This is a genomic window from Pseudomonas sp. KCJK9058 (assembly GCF_046230975.1).
Lineage (GTDB): Bacteria > Pseudomonadota > Gammaproteobacteria > Pseudomonadales > Pseudomonadaceae > Aquipseudomonas > Aquipseudomonas alloputida.
This window is the reverse complement of the sequence record NZ_JBJJLR010000040.1, coordinates 15,311-31,095: the sequence shown is the minus strand read 5'-3', so window position 1 is coordinate 31,095 and position 15,785 is coordinate 15,311. Positions and strand designations below refer to the sequence as shown.

The 15,785-nt window shown below is 61.8% G+C and carries 17 protein-coding genes; 3 read left to right on the top strand and 14 right to left on the bottom strand.

What is annotated here, in order from left to right:
* Window positions 1-3: 3 nt before the first annotated feature.
* From pheT to thrS, 6 genes are all read right to left on the bottom strand, one after another.
* Window positions 4-2,385 carry a phenylalanine--tRNA ligase subunit beta gene (pheT, locus tag ACK59Z_RS19540; protein ID WP_004574323.1) on the bottom strand — a complete coding sequence of 794 codons (2,382 nt, stop codon included), beginning with the start codon at window positions 2,383-2,385 and terminating at the stop codon, window positions 4-6.
* Between the two features lie 31 nt (window positions 2,386-2,416).
* Entirely contained in the window at window positions 2,417-3,433 is a 1,017-nt protein-coding gene (gene pheS / locus ACK59Z_RS19535; protein ID WP_003250674.1) for a phenylalanine--tRNA ligase subunit alpha, read from the bottom strand.
* A gap of 109 nt (window positions 3,434-3,542) precedes the next feature.
* A complete protein-coding gene (gene rplT / locus ACK59Z_RS19530; RefSeq protein WP_003250671.1) occupies window positions 3,543-3,899 on the bottom strand; it encodes a 50S ribosomal protein L20 in 357 nt (118 codons plus the stop codon).
* A 27-nt stretch (window positions 3,900-3,926) separates the two neighbouring features.
* The gene (gene rpmI, locus ACK59Z_RS19525; protein WP_003250667.1) at window positions 3,927-4,121 is read right to left on the bottom strand and encodes a 50S ribosomal protein L35; all 195 of its coding nucleotides are present in this window, start codon (window positions 4,119-4,121) and stop codon (window positions 3,927-3,929) included.
* A gap of 60 nt (window positions 4,122-4,181) precedes the next feature.
* Window positions 4,182-4,733: a translation initiation factor IF-3 gene (infC, locus tag ACK59Z_RS19520; protein WP_012052879.1), complete on the bottom strand. Its 552-nt coding sequence runs from the start codon at window positions 4,731-4,733 to the stop codon at window positions 4,182-4,184.
* Window positions 4,733-6,655 (bottom strand): threonine--tRNA ligase, encoded by a 1,923-nt coding sequence (gene thrS, locus ACK59Z_RS19515; RefSeq protein ID WP_019751949.1) that lies wholly within the window; start codon window positions 6,653-6,655, stop codon window positions 4,733-4,735. Before thrS ends, infC begins: the two co-directional genes overlap by 1 nt.
* A 338-nt stretch (window positions 6,656-6,993) precedes the next feature.
* Between thrS and ACK59Z_RS19510 the strand changes: the two genes are divergently transcribed.
* A complete protein-coding gene (locus tag ACK59Z_RS19510; RefSeq protein WP_003250658.1) occupies window positions 6,994-7,299 on the top strand; it encodes a hypothetical protein in 306 nt (101 codons plus the stop codon).
* Between the two features lie 162 nt (window positions 7,300-7,461).
* Window positions 7,462-7,674, top strand: coding sequence for a cold-shock protein (locus ACK59Z_RS19505; RefSeq protein WP_003250656.1), 213 nt, complete (start codon window positions 7,462-7,464; stop codon window positions 7,672-7,674).
* A 201-nt stretch (window positions 7,675-7,875) separates the two neighbouring features.
* On the opposite strand, the gene ACK59Z_RS19500 is transcribed toward ACK59Z_RS19505, so the two are convergent.
* Window positions 7,876-8,187, bottom strand: a complete 312-nt coding sequence (locus ACK59Z_RS19500) for an I78 family peptidase inhibitor (protein WP_003250651.1) — start codon at window positions 8,185-8,187, stop codon at window positions 7,876-7,878.
* A gap of 274 nt (window positions 8,188-8,461) precedes the next feature.
* Here ACK59Z_RS19500 and ACK59Z_RS19495 point away from each other — a divergent pair, with 274 nt between their 5' ends.
* A complete protein-coding gene (locus ACK59Z_RS19495; RefSeq protein ID WP_003250649.1) occupies window positions 8,462-8,674 on the top strand; it encodes a hypothetical protein in 213 nt (70 codons plus the stop codon).
* Here ACK59Z_RS19495 and ACK59Z_RS19490 read toward each other — a convergent pair.
* The 7 genes from ACK59Z_RS19490 to ACK59Z_RS19460 all read right to left on the bottom strand — a co-directional run bounded on the left by ACK59Z_RS19490 (window position 8,646) and on the right by ACK59Z_RS19460 (window position 15,583).
* Entirely contained in the window at window positions 8,646-9,647 is a 1,002-nt protein-coding gene (locus tag ACK59Z_RS19490; protein WP_409293577.1) for a nucleoside hydrolase, read from the bottom strand. The two genes, ACK59Z_RS19495 and ACK59Z_RS19490, sit on opposite strands and share 29 nt — an antisense overlap.
* A gap of 64 nt (window positions 9,648-9,711) precedes the next feature.
* Complete coding sequence (rbsD, locus tag ACK59Z_RS19485) at window positions 9,712-10,110, bottom strand: D-ribose pyranase (protein ID WP_003250646.1); 399 nt, start codon at window positions 10,108-10,110, stop codon at window positions 9,712-9,714.
* On the bottom strand, window positions 10,107-11,015 hold the full coding sequence (gene rbsK / locus ACK59Z_RS19480; RefSeq protein WP_409293576.1) for a ribokinase: 909 nt from the start codon (window positions 11,013-11,015) through the stop codon (window positions 10,107-10,109). Before rbsK ends, rbsD begins: the two co-directional genes overlap by 4 nt.
* Window positions 11,016-11,030: 15 nt before the next feature.
* Entirely contained in the window at window positions 11,031-12,053 is a 1,023-nt protein-coding gene (locus ACK59Z_RS19475; RefSeq protein WP_409293575.1) for a LacI family DNA-binding transcriptional regulator, read from the bottom strand.
* A gap of 4 nt (window positions 12,054-12,057) precedes the next feature.
* Window positions 12,058-13,053 (bottom strand): ABC transporter permease, encoded by a 996-nt coding sequence (locus tag ACK59Z_RS19470; RefSeq protein ID WP_003250639.1) that lies wholly within the window; start codon window positions 13,051-13,053, stop codon window positions 12,058-12,060.
* Window positions 13,050-14,603 carry a sugar ABC transporter ATP-binding protein gene (locus tag ACK59Z_RS19465; RefSeq protein ID WP_108191466.1) on the bottom strand — a complete coding sequence of 518 codons (1,554 nt, stop codon included), beginning with the start codon at window positions 14,601-14,603 and terminating at the stop codon, window positions 13,050-13,052. The genes ACK59Z_RS19470 and ACK59Z_RS19465 overlap by 4 nt, the downstream gene beginning before the upstream one ends.
* A gap of 20 nt (window positions 14,604-14,623) precedes the next feature.
* Window positions 14,624-15,583, bottom strand: coding sequence for a sugar ABC transporter substrate-binding protein (locus ACK59Z_RS19460; RefSeq protein ID WP_108191403.1), 960 nt, complete (start codon window positions 15,581-15,583; stop codon window positions 14,624-14,626).
* Window positions 15,584-15,785: the final 202 nt, after the last annotated feature.

Here is a 15,785-nt window from a genome sequence, read left to right as displayed (position 1 = left end):
CCGTTATTTCCTTAACGTGGTGTTCAACCTTTGTTCGAGCGAGGTGAGGATGTTTTGCAGGGTAGTGTTCACCTCATCGTCGTTAAGAGTGCGCGATGGATGCTGCCAGGTCAAGCCGACGGCAAGGCTTTTTCTATCAGGATCAATGCCTTTACCTTGGTACACATCAAACAGCCTGAGGTCTGTGAGCCATTCGCCTGCATTGTCACGAATTAATTCAAGCACCGCGCTAGAAGCCACATCACGTCCTGCGATCAAAGCCAGGTCACGACGGGTTTCCGGGAACTTGGACAGTTCGCTGAATTTCGGCAGGCGGCCTTCGACCACGTCGCCCAGCACCAGCTCGAACAGGAACACCGGGCGGTCCAGGCCCAGGGCCTTGGCCAGCTCTGGGTGAATGGCGCCGAGGTAGCCGACCAGTTTACCGTCACGCTCGATGGCAGCGGTCTGGCCTGGGTGCAGGGCTGGGTGTTTGCCGGCGCTGAAGGTGAAGTCGCTCAGGGCGCCGGAGTAGCCCAGCAGGGCTTCCACGTCGGCTTTGACGTCGAAGAAGTCGACGCCGTCGCGGCCGTTGGCCCAGCCTTCTGGCAGGCGGCTGCCGGTGATGACGCCGGCAATCATTGGCTGCTGCTGCAGGTCACCCAGTTGGCCGACAAAGCGCAGGCCGCTTTCGAACAGGCGCACGCGGTCTTGCTGGCGGTTCAGGTTGTGCTGCAGTGCCTTGACCAGGCCCGGCCACAGCGAGGCGCGCATGGCGGCCATGTCGCTGGAGATGGGGTTGGCCAGCAGCAGCGGCTCTACGCCCGGGCTGAACAGTTCGAACAGTTTCGGGTCGATGAAGCTGTAGGTGATGGCTTCCTGGTAGCCGCGGGCAACCAGCAGGCGGCGCAGGGTCGGCAGGTCACCGCGGGTTTCCGGCTTGCCCTGTGGGGCCAGGCGGGCTTGCGGGTAACGAACCGGCAGGTTGTTGTAGCCGTACAGGCGGGCCAGCTCTTCGATCAGGTCCACTTCCAGGCTGATGTCGAAGCGGTGGCTTGGTACGCTGACGGTCCACTGCCCTTCCCCGCTCTTGGTCGTGGTCAGCTCGAGGGCGTTGAGCAACTGCTCGACCTGGGCTGGGTCCATTTCCATGCCAAGCATCTGGGTGATGCGTTCGGCGCGTAGGGTGACCGGGGCTACCTGTGGCAGGTGCTGTTCGCTGACCGCTTCGACCACAGGGCCGGCTTCGCCGCCAACGATGTCCAGCAGCAACTGGGTGGCGCGCTCCATGGCTTCGCGGGCCAGTTGCGAGTCGACGCCGCGCTCGTAGCGGTGCGAGGCATCGGTGTGCAGGCCGTAGGAACGGGCTTTACCGGCGACGGAAATCGGCTCGAAGAAGGCGCTTTCCAGGAACAGGTCGCGGGTTTTTTCGGTATTCACACCGCTGTGCTCGCCACCCATGACGCCGGCGATGGCCAAGGCGCGGGTGTGGTCGGCGATGACCAGGGTGTCGGCACGCAGGGCAACTTCCTGGCCGTCGAGCAGGACGAGCTTTTCGCCCTCTTCGGCCATGCGCACGCGGATGCCGCCGTTGATTTCTGCCAGGTCGAAGGCGTGCATCGGCTGGCCGAGTTCGAGCATCACGTAGTTGGTGATGTCGACGGCGGCGTCGATGCTGCGAACGTCGCTGCGGCGCAGGCGCTCGACCATCCACAGTGGGGTTGGCTTGCTCAGGTCGACGTTACGGATAACGCGGCCCAGGTAGCGCGGGCAGGCAGCCGGGGCGCTGACTTCGACCGGGCGCACTTCGTCATGGGCGGCCGCTACGGCTGGCACCACCGGGCGGGTGACCGGGGTGTCGTACAGGGCGCTGACGTCGCGTGCCAGGCCGGCGATGGACAGGCAGTCGCCGCGGTTCGGGGTCAGGCCGATTTCGATGCTGGCATCATCCAGGCTCAGGTACGTGCGAATGTCTTCGCCAACCGGAGCGTCGGCAGCCAGTTCCAGCAGGCCGTCGTTTTCTTCGCTGATCTGCAGTTCGGCAGCCGAGCACAGCATGCCGAAGGACTCGACACCGCGCAGCTTGGCCTTCTTGATCTTGAAGTCGCCTGGCAGTTCGGCACCGATCATGGCGAACGGGATCTTGATGCCTGGGCGGGCGTTAGGGGCGCCGCACACAACCTGGAAGGTTTCCTGACCGCTGCTTACCTGGCACACGCGCAGCTTGTCGGCGTCCGGGTGTTGTTCGGTGGCGAGAATTTCGCCCACGACGATGCCGCTGAACTGGCCGGCAGCGGGGGTAACGCTGTCAACTTCGAGGCCGGCCATGGACAGGCGGGCGACCAGTTCGTCACGGGAGACTTGCGGGTTGACCCAACCGCGCAGCCACTGTTCACTGAATTTCATGCTGTTCTCCTGAAAGTTGCGTCGATTGGGCCTAGCGGAATTGGGCTAGGAACCGCAGGTCGTTGTCGAAGAACAGACGCAAATCGTTGACGCCATAGCGCAGCATGGCCAGGCGCTCGGCACCCATGCCGAAGGCAAAGCCCTGGAACTCTTCTGGGTCGATGCCGGACATGCGCAACACATTCGGGTGCACCATGCCGCAGCCCATCACTTCCAGCCAGCCGGTTTGCTTGCACACGCGGCAGCCGTTGCCGGAACACATCACACACTGGATGTCGACTTCTGCAGACGGCTCGGTGAAGGGGAAGAACGATGGGCGGAAACGGACCGCCAGCTCTTTCTCGAAGAATACGCGCAGGAATTCTTCGATGGTGCCCTTGAGGTCGGCGAAGTTGATATCGCGATCGATCAGCAGGCCTTCGACCTGGTGGAACATCGGCGAGTGGGTGATATCCGAGTCGCAGCGATATACGCGGCCCGGGCACACAATGCGGATGGGCGGCTGGGTGGACTCCATGGTCCGCACCTGCACCGGCGAGGTGTGGGTGCGCAGCAGCATGTTGGCATTGAAGTAGAAGGTGTCGTGCATCGCCCGCGCCGGGTGGTGGCCAGGGATGTTGAGCGCTTCGAAGTTGTGGTAGTCGTCTTCCACCTCTGGGCCTTCGGCAATGCCGTAGCCAATGTGGGTGAAGAACTGCTCGATGCGCTCGAGTGTACGGGTGATCGGGTGCAGGCCACCGGTGGCCTGGCCGCGGCCTGGCAGGGTGACGTCAATGCATTCGGCAGCCAGGCGAGCGCTGAGCTCGGCTTCTTCAAAGGCAGCCTTGCGGGCATTGAGCACAACGGTGACGCGCTCTTTGGCGTCGTTGATCAGCGCGCCGACTTTCGGTCGCTCTTCGGCTGGCAGGTTGCCCAGGGTCTTCATCACCTGGGTCAGTTCGCCCTTCTTGCCGAGATAATTAACCCGGATCTGTTCCAGGGCGTTGATGTCTTCAGCGCGTTCCACGGCCTCTAGGGCTTGGGAGACCAGCGCATCCAGGTTTTCCATGTACAGACTCCAGATACGAAAATAGGGGAAGAGCTTTGAAGGCTCTTCCCCTATCGATGACGTTCAATGCCCGGCAGCGCTAGCACCGCCGGGTGATTGTCGCGGGTACTTAAGCCAGAACGGCTTTAGCTTTCTCGACAATCGCAGCAAACGCCGCTTTTTCGTTCACTGCCAGATCAGCCAGAACCTTACGGTCGATTTCGATCGAAGCCTTTTTCAGGCCAGCAATCAGACGGCTGTAGGACAGACCGTTGGTGCGGGCACCGGCGTTGATACGAGCGATCCACAGTGCGCGGAACTGACGCTTCTTCTGGCGACGGTCGCGGTAGGCGTATTGGCCTGCCTTGATGACCGCTTGCTTGGCTACACGGAATACGCGCGAACGTGCACCGTAGTAACCTTTAGCCAGTTTCAGAATTTTTTTGTGACGCTTACGAGCGATAACGCCGCGCTTAACACGAGCCATGAGTAACTTCCTCTATCTTAACCAGAATTAACGAACGCGCAGCATGCGCTCGACTTTTGCGACGTCGGACGGGTGCAGCAAGCTGGCACCGCGCAGTTGACGCTTACGCTTGGTCGACATTTTGGTCAGGATGTGGCTCTTGAAAGCGTGCTTGTGCTTGAAGCCCGAAGCTGTCTTCAGGAAGCGCTTCGCAGCACCGCTCTTGGTTTTCATTTTTGGCATGTTGGAACTCCGCATTCGATAAAATTACACATAATCATCAGGCCTGCCGTGCCCGGGAGATTACTTCTTTTTCTTGGGGGCGATGACCATCATAAGCTGGCGTCCTTCCATCTTCGGATGCTGCTCAACGGTGCCGTATTCGGCGAGGTCGGCTTCGACCCGCTTCAACAGCTCCATACCCAGCTCCTGGTGGGCCATCTCACGACCACGGAATCTCAGAGAGATCTTGGCCTTGTCCCCATCGGTAAGGAAACGTACCAGGTTGCGTAGTTTTACCTGGTAATCCCCATCCTCCGTCCCTGGACGAAACTTGATTTCTTTGATCTGGATCTGCTTCTGGTTTTTCTTGGCTTCGTTAGCCTGCTTCTTCTTCTCGAAGAGGTGCTTGCCGTAGTCCATGACCTTGCAGACGGGTGGTACCGCGTCTGCAGAGATTTCTACCAGGTCCAGCTTCGCTTCATCAGCGATACGCAGCGCTTCATCAATCGAGACGATGCCAACCTGCTCGCCGTCTGCGCCAATTAACCGAACCTCGCGGGCCGAGATATTCTCGTTGATCGGGGCCTTCGGTACAGCACGCTTATCGTTTCTCATTTCACGCTTAATAGTCATTACTCCGATTCTTGGCGACCACGCCGGGAAACCGCTTGTGTCAGCAGCTCAACGAATTGGGCGACGGGCATGGAGCCCAGGTCTGCGCCTTCGCGAGTACGCACAGCGACGGTTTGCGTTTCGACTTCGCGGTCCCCTATAACCAAAAGGTACGGGACCTTGAGCAAAGTATGCTCGCGGATTTTAAAGCCGATCTTCTCATTTCTCAAGTCCGACTTGGCACGGAAACCGCTTCCGTTCAGAGATTTCTCAACCTCGAGGGCGAAATCGGCCTGCTTGTCGGTGATATTCATGATCACCGCCTGGGTTGGGGCCAGCCACGCAGGGAACACGCCCGCGTAGTGCTCGATCAGCATGCCGATGAAGCGCTCGAACGAACCGAGGATGGCGCGGTGCAGCATGACCGGGCGAACTCGGCTGTTATCTTCGGCGATATAGCTGGCATCCAGACGCTCTGGCAGGTTCGGGTCGTACTGCAGGGTACCGCACTGCCAGTTACGGCCGAGGCAGTCGCGCAGGGTAAACTCGATTTTCGGGCCGTAGAAGGCACCCTCGCCCGGCTGGTATTCCCACTCAAGGCCGGATTCGTTCAGGGCGTCGGCCAGCGCTGTTTCAGCACGGTCCCACAACTCTTCAGAACCGACACGCTTGGCCGGACGAGTGGACAGTTTCATGGCGATGTCGCTGAAACCGAAGTCCTTGTACACGTCCAGGGTCAGCTTGATGAAGTCGGCGGCCTCTTTCTTCACCTGATCTTCGGTGCAGAAAATGTGCGCATCGTCCTGTACGAAGCCACGCACGCGCATGATGCCGTGCAGGGCGCCGGACGGCTCGTTCCGGTGGCAGGCACCGAATTCGGCCAGACGCAGCGGCAGGTCGCGGTAGCTTTTCAGACCCTGGTTGAACACCTGCACGTGGCACGGGCAGTTCATCGGTTTTACCGCGTAGTCACGGCTTTCCGACGAAGTGGTGAACATGTTTTCAGCATAGTTGGACCAGTGGCCGGAACGCTCCCACAGGATGCGGTCGACAACCTGCGGGGTCTTGATTTCCTGGTAGCCGTTTTCGCGCTGCACGCCACGCATGTACTGCTCGAGTACCTGGTAGACGGTCCAGCCGTTGGCGTGCCAGAACACCATGCCCGGGGCTTCTTCCTGCAGGTGGAACAGGTCGAGCTGCTTGCCGATCTTGCGGTGGTCGCGTTTTTCGGCTTCTTCGATGCGCTGGATGTACGCAGCCAGCTGCTTCTTGTCAGCCCAGGCCGTGCCGTACACGCGCTGCAGCTGCTCGTTCTTGGCATCGCCGCGCCAGTAGGCGCCGGACAGCTTGGTCAGCTTGAACGCCTTGAGGAAGCGGGTGTTCGGCACGTGCGGGCCACGGCACATGTCGACGTATTCTTCGTGGTAGTACAGGCCCATGGCCTGTTCATCCGGCATGTCTTCGACCAGACGCAGCTTGTAGTCTTCGCCACGGGCCGTGAACACATCGATGACTTCGGCGCGCGGGGTCATTTTCTTGACCACGTCGTAGTCTTTTTCGATCAGCTCCATCATGCGCTTTTCGATGGCGGCCATGTCTTCTGGGGTGAAGGGGCGCTCGTAGGCGATGTCGTAATAGAAGCCTTCGTCAATGACCGGGCCGATCACCATCTTGGCGGTCGGGTACAGCTGCTTCACGGCGTGGCCAACCAGGTGGGCGCACGAGTGACGGATGATCTCCAGTCCCTCTTCATCTTTAGGGGTGATGATCTGCAGGGTGGCGTCGTTGCTGATCAGGTCACACGCATCGACCAGCTTGCCGTCGACCTTGCCGGCCACAGTGGCCTTGGCCAGGCCAGCGCCGATGGAAGCGGCTACTTCGGCTACGGATACGGCGTGATCGAACGAACGTTGACTGCCATCGGGAAGAGTAATAACGGGCATGGCGCCTCCTCTCCTAGTGGTGACCCCTACCAAAGGTCACGTGGGTTGGGATGAGCCAGTACAAGATCCGACCTGCCTTCCGGTAAAAGGAAGCCTGCCCCACAGTGGCAGAAGCCTTTCGGCTTGTCAGGGACGAACCAGAGTGACTGGAAAGAAAAAAGATAGCTGCAGCCGGCAACAGCGCGACCGCAAGCCGAGCATGCTAGCACGCGGGTTGCACCCCAGGCAGAAATATTTGGAAATTGCACCGCAGCGGTGAACTAACGCGGAAAAATACCGCTCAGACTTTGGGAAGCAACCTACTCTTGATGAGACCTTAACCCAAGGAGTAACTGGTGATGCGAGTTCCGTCTCTTCTGGCCCTGGCGGCCGCTGGCGCCCTGCTGCTGCCCGTGGCTGCGAACGCCGGCAACTTCCCAGCCGGGAAGGAGGCCGCCTACATGACCCAGTGCACGCAAGTGGCCAGCGGCCAGGGCGTTGACGCTGCCACCGCGAAAAAACACTGCGACTGCGGCGCGCAAGCCATCAAAAAGAACTTCACCGACGCCGAGATTGCCGACCTCGACAGCAAGGACGGCGTTGACGCCAAGCTGATGCAGAAGGCGCAGTCGGTGGTGAGACAGGCCTGCGCACCGAAGAGCTGAAACCTTAAAGCCGGTGATGACCAGCCATTCTTTGAGCTGGATCAATATCCTGCGAAGGTAAAAGGCGCTAGATGCGCAGAATTAGACTATGATGTATCCCGTGCTCCGTAGCCTCGGCCGCATTGCACCACTGAAAAAACTAAATGTTCTGGAGATTCACCCATGTCCAATCGCCAACAAGGCACCGTCAAATGGTTCAATGATGAGAAAGGCTACGGCTTCATCACCCCAGCAGGCGGCGGCGACGACCTGTTCGTACACTTCAAAGCCATCGAATCTGACGGCTTCAAGAGCCTGAAAGAAGGCCAGACTGTTTCCTTCGTCGCCGAGCGCGGCCAGAAGGGCATGCAGGCTGCACAGGTTCGTCCGGAGTAATTCGGATAGCTGTAAAAAAACCCGCCCTTGTGGCGGGTTTTTTTATGGGTGATGCATCATCTGAGTGGGGCGGGATTGCCTGCGAAACCGACTGTAGGGTGAATGGCACGGGCTTTGCCCGTGTTCGCGGGTGAACCCGCTCCTACAAGGCGACCGCGCAGGCTTTTCACATTTTGCGCAAGGCAGTTGCCCCCGCGTGCATCAACCGCAGTTGACGCGGGTTACCCTACCCTGCTCGTCCACGTTCAGGTTCAAGCGCTCGGAGCGGTACTCCAGGGTGACCACGTCGTGCGGCTTGAGAATGCGCGCCATCTGCGAGCCGCTGGCCTTGCGTGCCTGCTCCAGCAATTCGGCGCTGGCCTGCTTGCCCAGGGCAAAGTCGGCACCACTGGCTTCGCAGCGGCCATCGTTGCCCGCTGGCGCGGCACCACCATCAGCATTGCCACCAGTGCTGCAACCCGCCAGGACAGCAGCCACAGCCAGAGTTGCCAGGTAAGCACGGGTACGGAACATGAAGCCTCCTAAATCGGTCCGGGAACTGCCTGATCCGACAGCTCCGCTCATCATTTGTTGCAAAACCGGTCAAGTCTGCCTGAACTGCAGCGGCGAGGCGAAAAGGAATCGTGACCGGATTTTGCACAACGTGCTGTATTTGCCATATGCTTAGCCCGCACGGTCACCGGCGCAAAGCCATGATTTGCTGCAAGAAGTGGAGCGCATCCCGCCTCCATCGAACACCAGGGTCAGGTGTTCCCCCTTCGTTCCGGGCCCCCAGCGAGAGCTTTTCATGAGCACCCACAGCATCGATGCCGATATCAAGGTCAAATGGGCCGAGGGCCAGAGCGCGTACAGCCCTGGCACACCGGAAGAGTTACTGTTGATCGCCATCGACCTGTTGGTGCGCGACAACGGTGCCGAGGCGGCACGCAGCTTCATCGACCAGGTATTCGAGCGCTACGCGCCGCACGCGGCTATTCCAATCGCGCCAGACGGGCACTGAGCAGGTCGAACAGCCCCTGGGCATCACCCTGCTCCACCCACAGCACATTCGCCGGCCGCTTGAGCACACCGTACCAGTCTGCGATTGTCTGGCCGAAAGTGGGCCCTTCGCGGCTGTCGATGCTCATGTGGATACGCCGGCCACTGAACAGCTCGGGCTTTAACAGGTAGGCGATGACGCTGGCGTCGTGCACAGGGCCGCCAGGTATGCCATACACGTCCATGTCGTGGGTGATGTAGGCATTGAGGATATCCACCACGCGCTTGCTGGCCTGGTTGTTCACGGCTGCCAGTTGCTTCAGGCGGGCGTTACTGGTCAGCAGCTTGTGCGTGACGTCCAGCGGCAGGTAGGTCAGCTGTACGCCGCTGGCCAGCACCACTTCGGCGGCGTGCGGGTCGGCATAGAGGTTGAACTCCGCCACCGGGGTGATGTTGCCGCCGTTGAAATGGGCTCCCCCCATGACCACCACCTCTTTGATGCCGTTGACGATGCTCGGGCGCTGGATCAGCGCCAGGGCCAGGTTGGTCTGCGGGCCGAGCATGGCGACGGTGATGCTGTGCGGTTTGGCTGCGCTGAGGGTATCGACCAGGTATTGCACGGCATTGCCCTGGGCCAGGGGCGCTTTCGGCTCGTGCACCGGTACACCGGTGAGGCCTTCTTCGCCATGAACGTCGGCGGCGTAGATCGGCGTGCGCACCAATGGGCGGCCGGCACCGGCGTACACCGGGATGTCTTCGCGCCCCGCCCATTCGCGGGCCAGGCGGGCATTGCGCGAGGTCTTGTCCAGGCGCACGTTGCCGGCCACGGTGGTGATGGCGCGGATATTGAGTTCGTTGGGCGAAGCCATGGCCAGAAACAGCGCGACCACGTCGTCCGCGCCGGGATCGGTGTCGATGATCAGGTCGATGGGTGCGGCCTGGAGGGTGGAGGCTGTGGCCATGAAGACGACTCCTTGTAGCAGGGACTTGAGCATGGATGGCACTCCTGTTGCCTATGAATCATGCGTTTACACAGCCCGGCGTCCTTTGTGGAAGCGGCTAGAAGGTGACGCCGGAGATGAGGGCGATGTTGCTGTAGGGCTGGCACTCGCCTGTACGCACCACCGCACGGGCACTGCGCGACAGCACTTTGAAATCCTCATGGGTCAGCCATTCGCGCTTGCCCAGCTTGCCCTTCAGTCGCTCGATTTCGACCAGCGCAGGTGGCACCACTTTCTGCATTTCCTCAGCCAGCACGTGCCGCTCAACCTGCAATTCGCTCAGCACCACCCGCAGCACGCTGGCGAAGTCCGGCAGGCCAGGCGTAATGGCCAGGTCGATCAGCTCGACACCCGGCGGCACCGGCAGCCCGGCATCGCCGATCACCAGGATATCGCCATGCCCCATGCCGGCAATGACTCGCGACAGGGCAACGTTCAGCAGCGGGGTTTTCTTCATGGCGTCAGCTCCGCCAGGTAGGGAATCGACGGCTGGGCACCGGCACGGGTAACCGACAATGCCGCGGCACGCTGGCCAAAGGCGATCGCCTCGCCCTCCTTCAGCCCACGCACCAGGGCGGCAGCAAAGCCACCAATGAAGGTATCGCCGGCAGCGGTGGTGTCCAGCGGTTGCACGCGCGGCGCCGGATAGTGCTGTTGGCCTTGGGCAGTAACCAGCAAGGCACCTTGCGCACCCAAGGTGATGATCACTTTGCCTGCCCCCAGCTGCAGCAAGCGCTCACCTGCGCGCCGGGCACTGTCCTGGTCGGTCACCGCCACACCGGTCAAGGCTTCGGCCTCGCTTTCGTTAGGGGTAAGGTAATCGATATGCGCAAACCAGTCCGCTGGCAAGGGGCCGGTAGCGGGTGCTGGGTTCAGGATGACCTGCTTGCCCAGCTCACGCGCCCTGGCCAGTGTGCACGCCACAGTGTCAGTGGGCACTTCCAGCTGGCAGATGACCACCTCGGCGGCCTGCAGCAGTGCATCGAAACGCAGCACCGACTGCGGCGTCAGCAGGCCGTTGGCGCCGGGAATGATGACAATACAGTTCTGGCTGGCAGCATCCACCGTGATCAGCGCCACACCGCTGGACGTGCCCGGGCAGGTGCTGACACCTTGACAGTCGATACCCTCGACATACAAGGCCCGGTGCAGTTGCCGACCGTAATCATCATCCCCCACATTGCCGATCATCGCCACGCTGCCCCCCAGCCGCGCTACCGCCACCGCCTGGTTGGCACCCTTGCCGCCCGGCACCGTGAAAAAGCTATCGCCGGGGAGTGTCTCGCCGGCCCGTGGCAGGCGCTGGGCGCGGACCACCAGGTCCATGTTGAGGCTGCCGACCACCACAACCTTGGCATTCATGACGTTTCCTTAGCGTTAGCGGTATTCATTGAACAGGTCCGGGCGCGGCCCGGTGGATTCACGCAAGACGATACGCGGGGCGACGATACGCTGCTCCGCCGCGCCTTGCCGGGGCGTAGCGATACGCGTCAGCAGCAACGAGGCAGCGCTCTCGCCCAGCTCGCGGATCGACTGGCCCACGGTGGTCAGTGGTGGGTACACGTAGCGGCTCAGTTCAATGTCGTCGAAGCCGATCACCGACAGCTCGCCGGGTACGCTGATATTGCGTTCGGCGGCAGCGCGCAGCACACCAAAGCCGATCATGTCGTTGCCGGCAAAAATCGCCGAGGGCCGCTTGCCTTCCAGCACCTGCGCCGCCGCTGCATGGCCACCCGGGCTGGTGAAGTCGCAGTGCAGTACACGGCTGCCCAGCACAGGCGCACCGGCTTCGCCCATGGCACGGCGGAAGCCGCTCAGGCGCAGCTGGGTAACACCGGTTTCGGCGGGGCCGCCGATATAGGCGACGTCGCGATGGCCCAGCTCCAGCAGGTGCTGGGTGGCCAGGTACGCCCCCTGCTCGTGGTCAATGCGCACCAGGTCGGCATCGACGCCTTCCAGCTCACGGTCGACGATGACCATTGGCGTGCGCACACCGGCCAGGCTTTGCAGCAGGTCATCGTCCTGGCCCACCGAGGCCACTACCAGGCCGTCGATGCGTTTTTCCAGCAGCACGCGCAGGTAGCTGCGCTGCTTCTGCGGGTTGTCGTCGGAGTTGCACAGGATCACGCAATAGCCGTTGCGCTCGCAGGCGTCTTCGATACCCCGCGCCAGCTCGGCGAAGTAAGGGTTGACGCTGTTGGGCACCAACAGGCCGATGGTGGCCGTACTGCGCGCCTTCAGCGAGCGCGCCACCGCACTGGGCACGTAATCCAGTTCGACAATGGCGGCTTCCACTTTCAGCCGCACCTGCTCGCTGACCGGACGGGTCTTGTTGAGTACATGGGACACGGTGGTGTACGAAATACCCGCCAGTGCCGCGACGTCTTTGATGGTTGCCATGGTGTCAGTTCCGCCGGCCTGCGCGCCGGCTACGGTAAGTGTCGAGCACCACGGCGATGACGATCACCGCCCCGGTGATGATGCGTTTGGTCGGCTCGCTGGCGCCGATCTGCGCCAGCCCGGCGGCCAATACGGAAATGATCAGTACGCCAAAGAAGGTGCTGATGACCGAGCCACGCCCGCCCATCAGGCTGGTGCCGCCGATCACGACGGCGGCAATGACCTGCAGCTCCAGGCCAGACCCGGCATTGGGGTCGGCCGCTTCCAGCCGCGAGATCTGGAACAGCGCGGCCAGACCGGCGAGCAGGCCCATCAGGGCGAACACCAGCACTTTGTAAGGGCGCGGATCGATACCGGCCAGGCGCACGGCCTCTTCGTTGGTGCCGATACCGATCAGGTAACGACCGAACACCGTGCGCGTCAGGACCAACTGGGCGAGCACGATCACCAACAAGGCGATGATGAACGCTGGCGAAACACCAAAGGCGACCGGGTTGGAGAACCAGGCATAGGCGTCGCCGATATAGGCGGTGCGCGAGTCGGTGAACTGGTAGGCCAGGCCACGGGCCATCTCCAGCACACCAAGCGAAACAATGAACGACGGGATGCGCCAGGCCACGGTGACACCACCGGTAATGCTGCCGGCCAGGGCAGCCACGGCCATGCCCAGCAGCGCCGAGGGCAGCACGCCCCAGCCCCAGCCGAGTATCGCCACGCTCACCGTCGAGGCAGCCAGCGCCAGCACCGAGCCCACCGACAGGTCGATGCCGCCGATGATCAGCACGAAGGTCATGCCCACCGCCAGCACCATCAGGTCCGGGATCTGGTTGGCCAGTGTGCTGAAGGTGCCATACGACCAGAAGTGGCTGCTGAGGAACGAGAACAGCACGATCATCGCCAGCAAGGCGCCAGCCAGGCCCAGGTAGGTGCCCAGGCCAAAGTAGGTACCGCTGCGGCGCACGGGGGCGGCTTCCTGGTTGTTGAGCGGGGTGGTTTTCATGCATCCATCCTGGGGGCTGCATCATGCAGCAGCGCGTCACGTTTCTGATAACCGGCGAAGGCGGCGGCAAGCAACTGGTCCTGGCTCCAATGATCACGCGCGAAGGTGTCGATCAGGCGGCCGGCGGACAGCACGGCGATGCGGTCGCAAATCAGCATCAGTTCGCGCAGGTCACTGGACACCACCACCAAGGCCTTGCCTTGGCGCGCCAGCTCGGCCAGCAGGCCATAAATGTCGAACTTGGCGCCCACATCGATGCCACGCGTGGGTTCGTCGAACAGCAGCACCTGGCAATCGCGCTCCAGCCAGCGGCCGATCACCACCTTCTGCTGGTTACCGCCAGACAGCTCGCCCACCACTTGCTGCGCGCCAGCACTGCGAATGCGCATGGCCTGGATCTGGCGTTCGGCCAAGGCCTTTTCCGCTTCGCTATCGAGCACACCGGCGCGCGATACCGCGCCCAGGTTGCCCAACGCAATGTTGGCGCTGATCGACTGCGTCAACAGCAGGCCCTCGCCTTTGCGGTCTTCGGTTATCAGCGCGATACCGGCCCGCACTGCAGCCTTGGGCGAGTCGATGTTTACCGCCTGCGGCGGTTGGCCGAGCGCGATACCGCCGCTGTCGGCGCGATCGGCACCGTAGATCAGGCGCAACAGCTCGGTACGGCCGGCGCCGATCAGGCCGGAAATGCCAAAAATCTCCCCTGCCCTGACTTCGAACGACACCTCGCGCACCTTGTCGCCGCGGCACAACTTGTCGACCTTGAGCAGCGGTGCCCCCATCTGCCGTCGGCCCAGGTCGATATGCTCGCCCAGCTCGCGGCCGACCATCAGGTTGACCAGCTCGGCGCTGCTGTAGCGCTGGATCGGCTCGTCGCACACCAGCTTGCCATCGCGCAGCACAACGATGCGTTGGGCCACCCGCTGCAACTCTTCCAGGCGATGCGAGATATAGACAATGGCCACGCCGCGCGCGCGCAGGCGCTCGATCTGGGTGAACAGCAACGCCACCTCGCGCGCAGTGAGCATGGCAGTGGGTTCGTCCAGGATCAGCACATGGCAGTCACCGATCAGGTTGCGGGCAATTTCGACCATTTGCTGATGGCCGATGCCCAGTTCACCGACAGGGGTGTCCGGGTCGATGGCGTCGAGCCCGACCCGAGCCATGGCGGCCGTTGCCAGCTGGCGCAGGCGCTTGTGGCTGATCCAGCCGAAACGGCTGGGCAGGTTGTCGAGAAACAGGTTTTCCGCGACGGTCAGCGTCGGCAGCAGGTTCAGTTCCTGCATGACCATGCGCACACCAAGGCGTTCGGCCTCGCTGCGGCTGCCGGGCGCGTAGGCCTGGCCACGGTAGGTCATGTGCCCGGTGGTGGGCACCTCCAGGCCGCTGATGAGCTTGGACAACGTACTCTTGCCCGCGCCGTTCTCGCCGGTCAGGGCCAGCACTTCGCCAGCGCGCAGGCTCAGGCTGACCTCGCCGAGCACGGGCTGGGCGTAGGTCTTGCCCAGGCCGCTGACGGCAAGCACCACTTCATTGGCCGATGCAGGCATGGCCGATTCTCCTGGCAGCATCAGGGCTTCTTGGTGATGAGTTCGACCGGGGTCTGGATGACGTTGTCGGCATCCACATCAGGCTTTTCGCCCTTGACCATTTTCAGCGCCGCCTGAATGCCATACACCGCCTGTTGGCTGGCGGCCTGGTCGAGGGTGGCAAGCACGCGTCCATCGGCAAGCATTGGCTTGATGGCTTTGATGTTGTCGTAGCCCACCACTTGCACCTGGCCGGCCTTGCCAGCGGCACGCACGGCGGACACAGCGCCCAGGGCCATGCTGTCGTTGCCGGCCAGCAAGGCCTTCAGGTCGGGGTATTCGTTGAGCATGGAGGCGGCGACGGCGTTGCCTTTGTCGATCTCCCAATTGCCGCTTTGTACCGAGACGATGTTCATCTGCGCGGCGTCCATGGCGTCCTTGAAGCCGGCGGTACGCTGCTGGGCATTGGTGGTGGTCGGCACGCCTTCGATAATGCCCACCTGGTCGCCGGCCTTGAGCTTCTGGCTGGCCAGGTAATCGCCAACCAGGCGGGCGCCCTTGCGGTTGTCGGGGCCGACGAAGGGAACGCTGATGCCTTTGCTCTTGAGCAAGTCAGGGTCCAGACGGTTGTCGATGTTGATCACCACCACGCCCTGGTCCATGGCCTTCTTCACCGCCGACACAAGTGCTTTCGAGTCAGCCGGGGCAATCACCAGCGCCTTGGCGCCGGCATTGACCATCTGCTCGACGATGCGGATCTGCTCGCCAGTGTCGGTCTCGTTCTTGATGCCGTTGGCGATCAGGTCGAACTCGTCGGCGTGGGTTTTCTGGTAGTCCTTGGCGCCATCTTCCATGGTGCGGAAGAACTCGTTGGCCAGCGACTTCATGACAAGGGCGACCTTGGGCTTGTCTTCAGCGTGGACAGCAGACAATGGCAAGGCGAGGCTAAGCGAGGAAATGACAGCGAGGGCCAGCAGACGACCGGGGAACGGCAGCTTCATGAACGATGACTCCGAATCTTGTGTTTTTTATCGGATCGCAAACGTTTGCGTTGACCAACTATGGTAACAGGACCGTTGTTTGTCAAATCCGTTTGGCTTTCGGAGGCCAAAGTGCTGCTGGGGCCGATTATGCAGGCTTTTCCGAAAACCCGAACACCTTTTCCTTTATTTGTTCGGAATTACGAATGCAATGCTGCCTTTG

Bases quoted from the DNA above. Each gene is read 5' to 3' on its own strand.
- pheT (WP_004574323.1), bottom strand. From the start codon at position 2,385: ATGAAATTCAGTGAACAGTGGCTGCGCGGTTGGGTCAACCCGCAAGTC.
- pheS (WP_003250674.1), bottom strand. From the start codon at position 3,433: ATGGAAAACCTGGATGCGCTGGTCTCCCAAGCCCTAGAGGCCGTGGAA.
- ACK59Z_RS19495 (WP_003250649.1), top strand. From the start codon at position 8,462: ATGAGCACCCACAGCATCGATGCCGATATCAAGGTCAAATGGGCCGAG.
- ACK59Z_RS19500 (WP_003250651.1), bottom strand. From the start codon at position 8,187: ATGTTCCGTACCCGTGCTTACCTGGCAACTCTGGCTGTGGCTGCTGTC.
- ACK59Z_RS19470 (WP_003250639.1), bottom strand. From the start codon at position 13,053: ATGAAAACCACCCCGCTCAACAACCAGGAAGCCGCCCCCGTGCGCCGC.
- rbsK (WP_409293576.1), bottom strand. From the start codon at position 11,015: ATGAATGCCAAGGTTGTGGTGGTCGGCAGCCTCAACATGGACCTGGTG.
- ACK59Z_RS19505 (WP_003250656.1), top strand. From the start codon at position 7,462: ATGTCCAATCGCCAACAAGGCACCGTCAAATGGTTCAATGATGAGAAA.
- ACK59Z_RS19510 (WP_003250658.1), top strand. From the start codon at position 6,994: ATGCGAGTTCCGTCTCTTCTGGCCCTGGCGGCCGCTGGCGCCCTGCTG.
- ACK59Z_RS19490 (WP_409293577.1), bottom strand. From the start codon at position 9,647: ATGCTCAAGTCCCTGCTACAAGGAGTCGTCTTCATGGCCACAGCCTCC.
- ACK59Z_RS19460 (WP_108191403.1), bottom strand. From the start codon at position 15,583: ATGAAGCTGCCGTTCCCCGGTCGTCTGCTGGCCCTCGCTGTCATTTCC.
- rpmI (WP_003250667.1), bottom strand. From the start codon at position 4,121: ATGCCAAAAATGAAAACCAAGAGCGGTGCTGCGAAGCGCTTCCTGAAG.
- infC (WP_012052879.1), bottom strand. From the start codon at position 4,733: ATGACTATTAAGCGTGAAATGAGAAACGATAAGCGTGCTGTACCGAAG.
- rbsD (WP_003250646.1), bottom strand. From the start codon at position 10,110: ATGAAGAAAACCCCGCTGCTGAACGTTGCCCTGTCGCGAGTCATTGCC.
- ACK59Z_RS19475 (WP_409293575.1), bottom strand. From the start codon at position 12,053: ATGGCAACCATCAAAGACGTCGCGGCACTGGCGGGTATTTCGTACACC.
- rplT (WP_003250671.1), bottom strand. From the start codon at position 3,899: ATGGCTCGTGTTAAGCGCGGCGTTATCGCTCGTAAGCGTCACAAAAAA.
- thrS (WP_019751949.1), bottom strand. From the start codon at position 6,655: ATGCCCGTTATTACTCTTCCCGATGGCAGTCAACGTTCGTTCGATCAC.
- ACK59Z_RS19465 (WP_108191466.1), bottom strand. From the start codon at position 14,603: ATGCCTGCATCGGCCAATGAAGTGGTGCTTGCCGTCAGCGGCCTGGGC.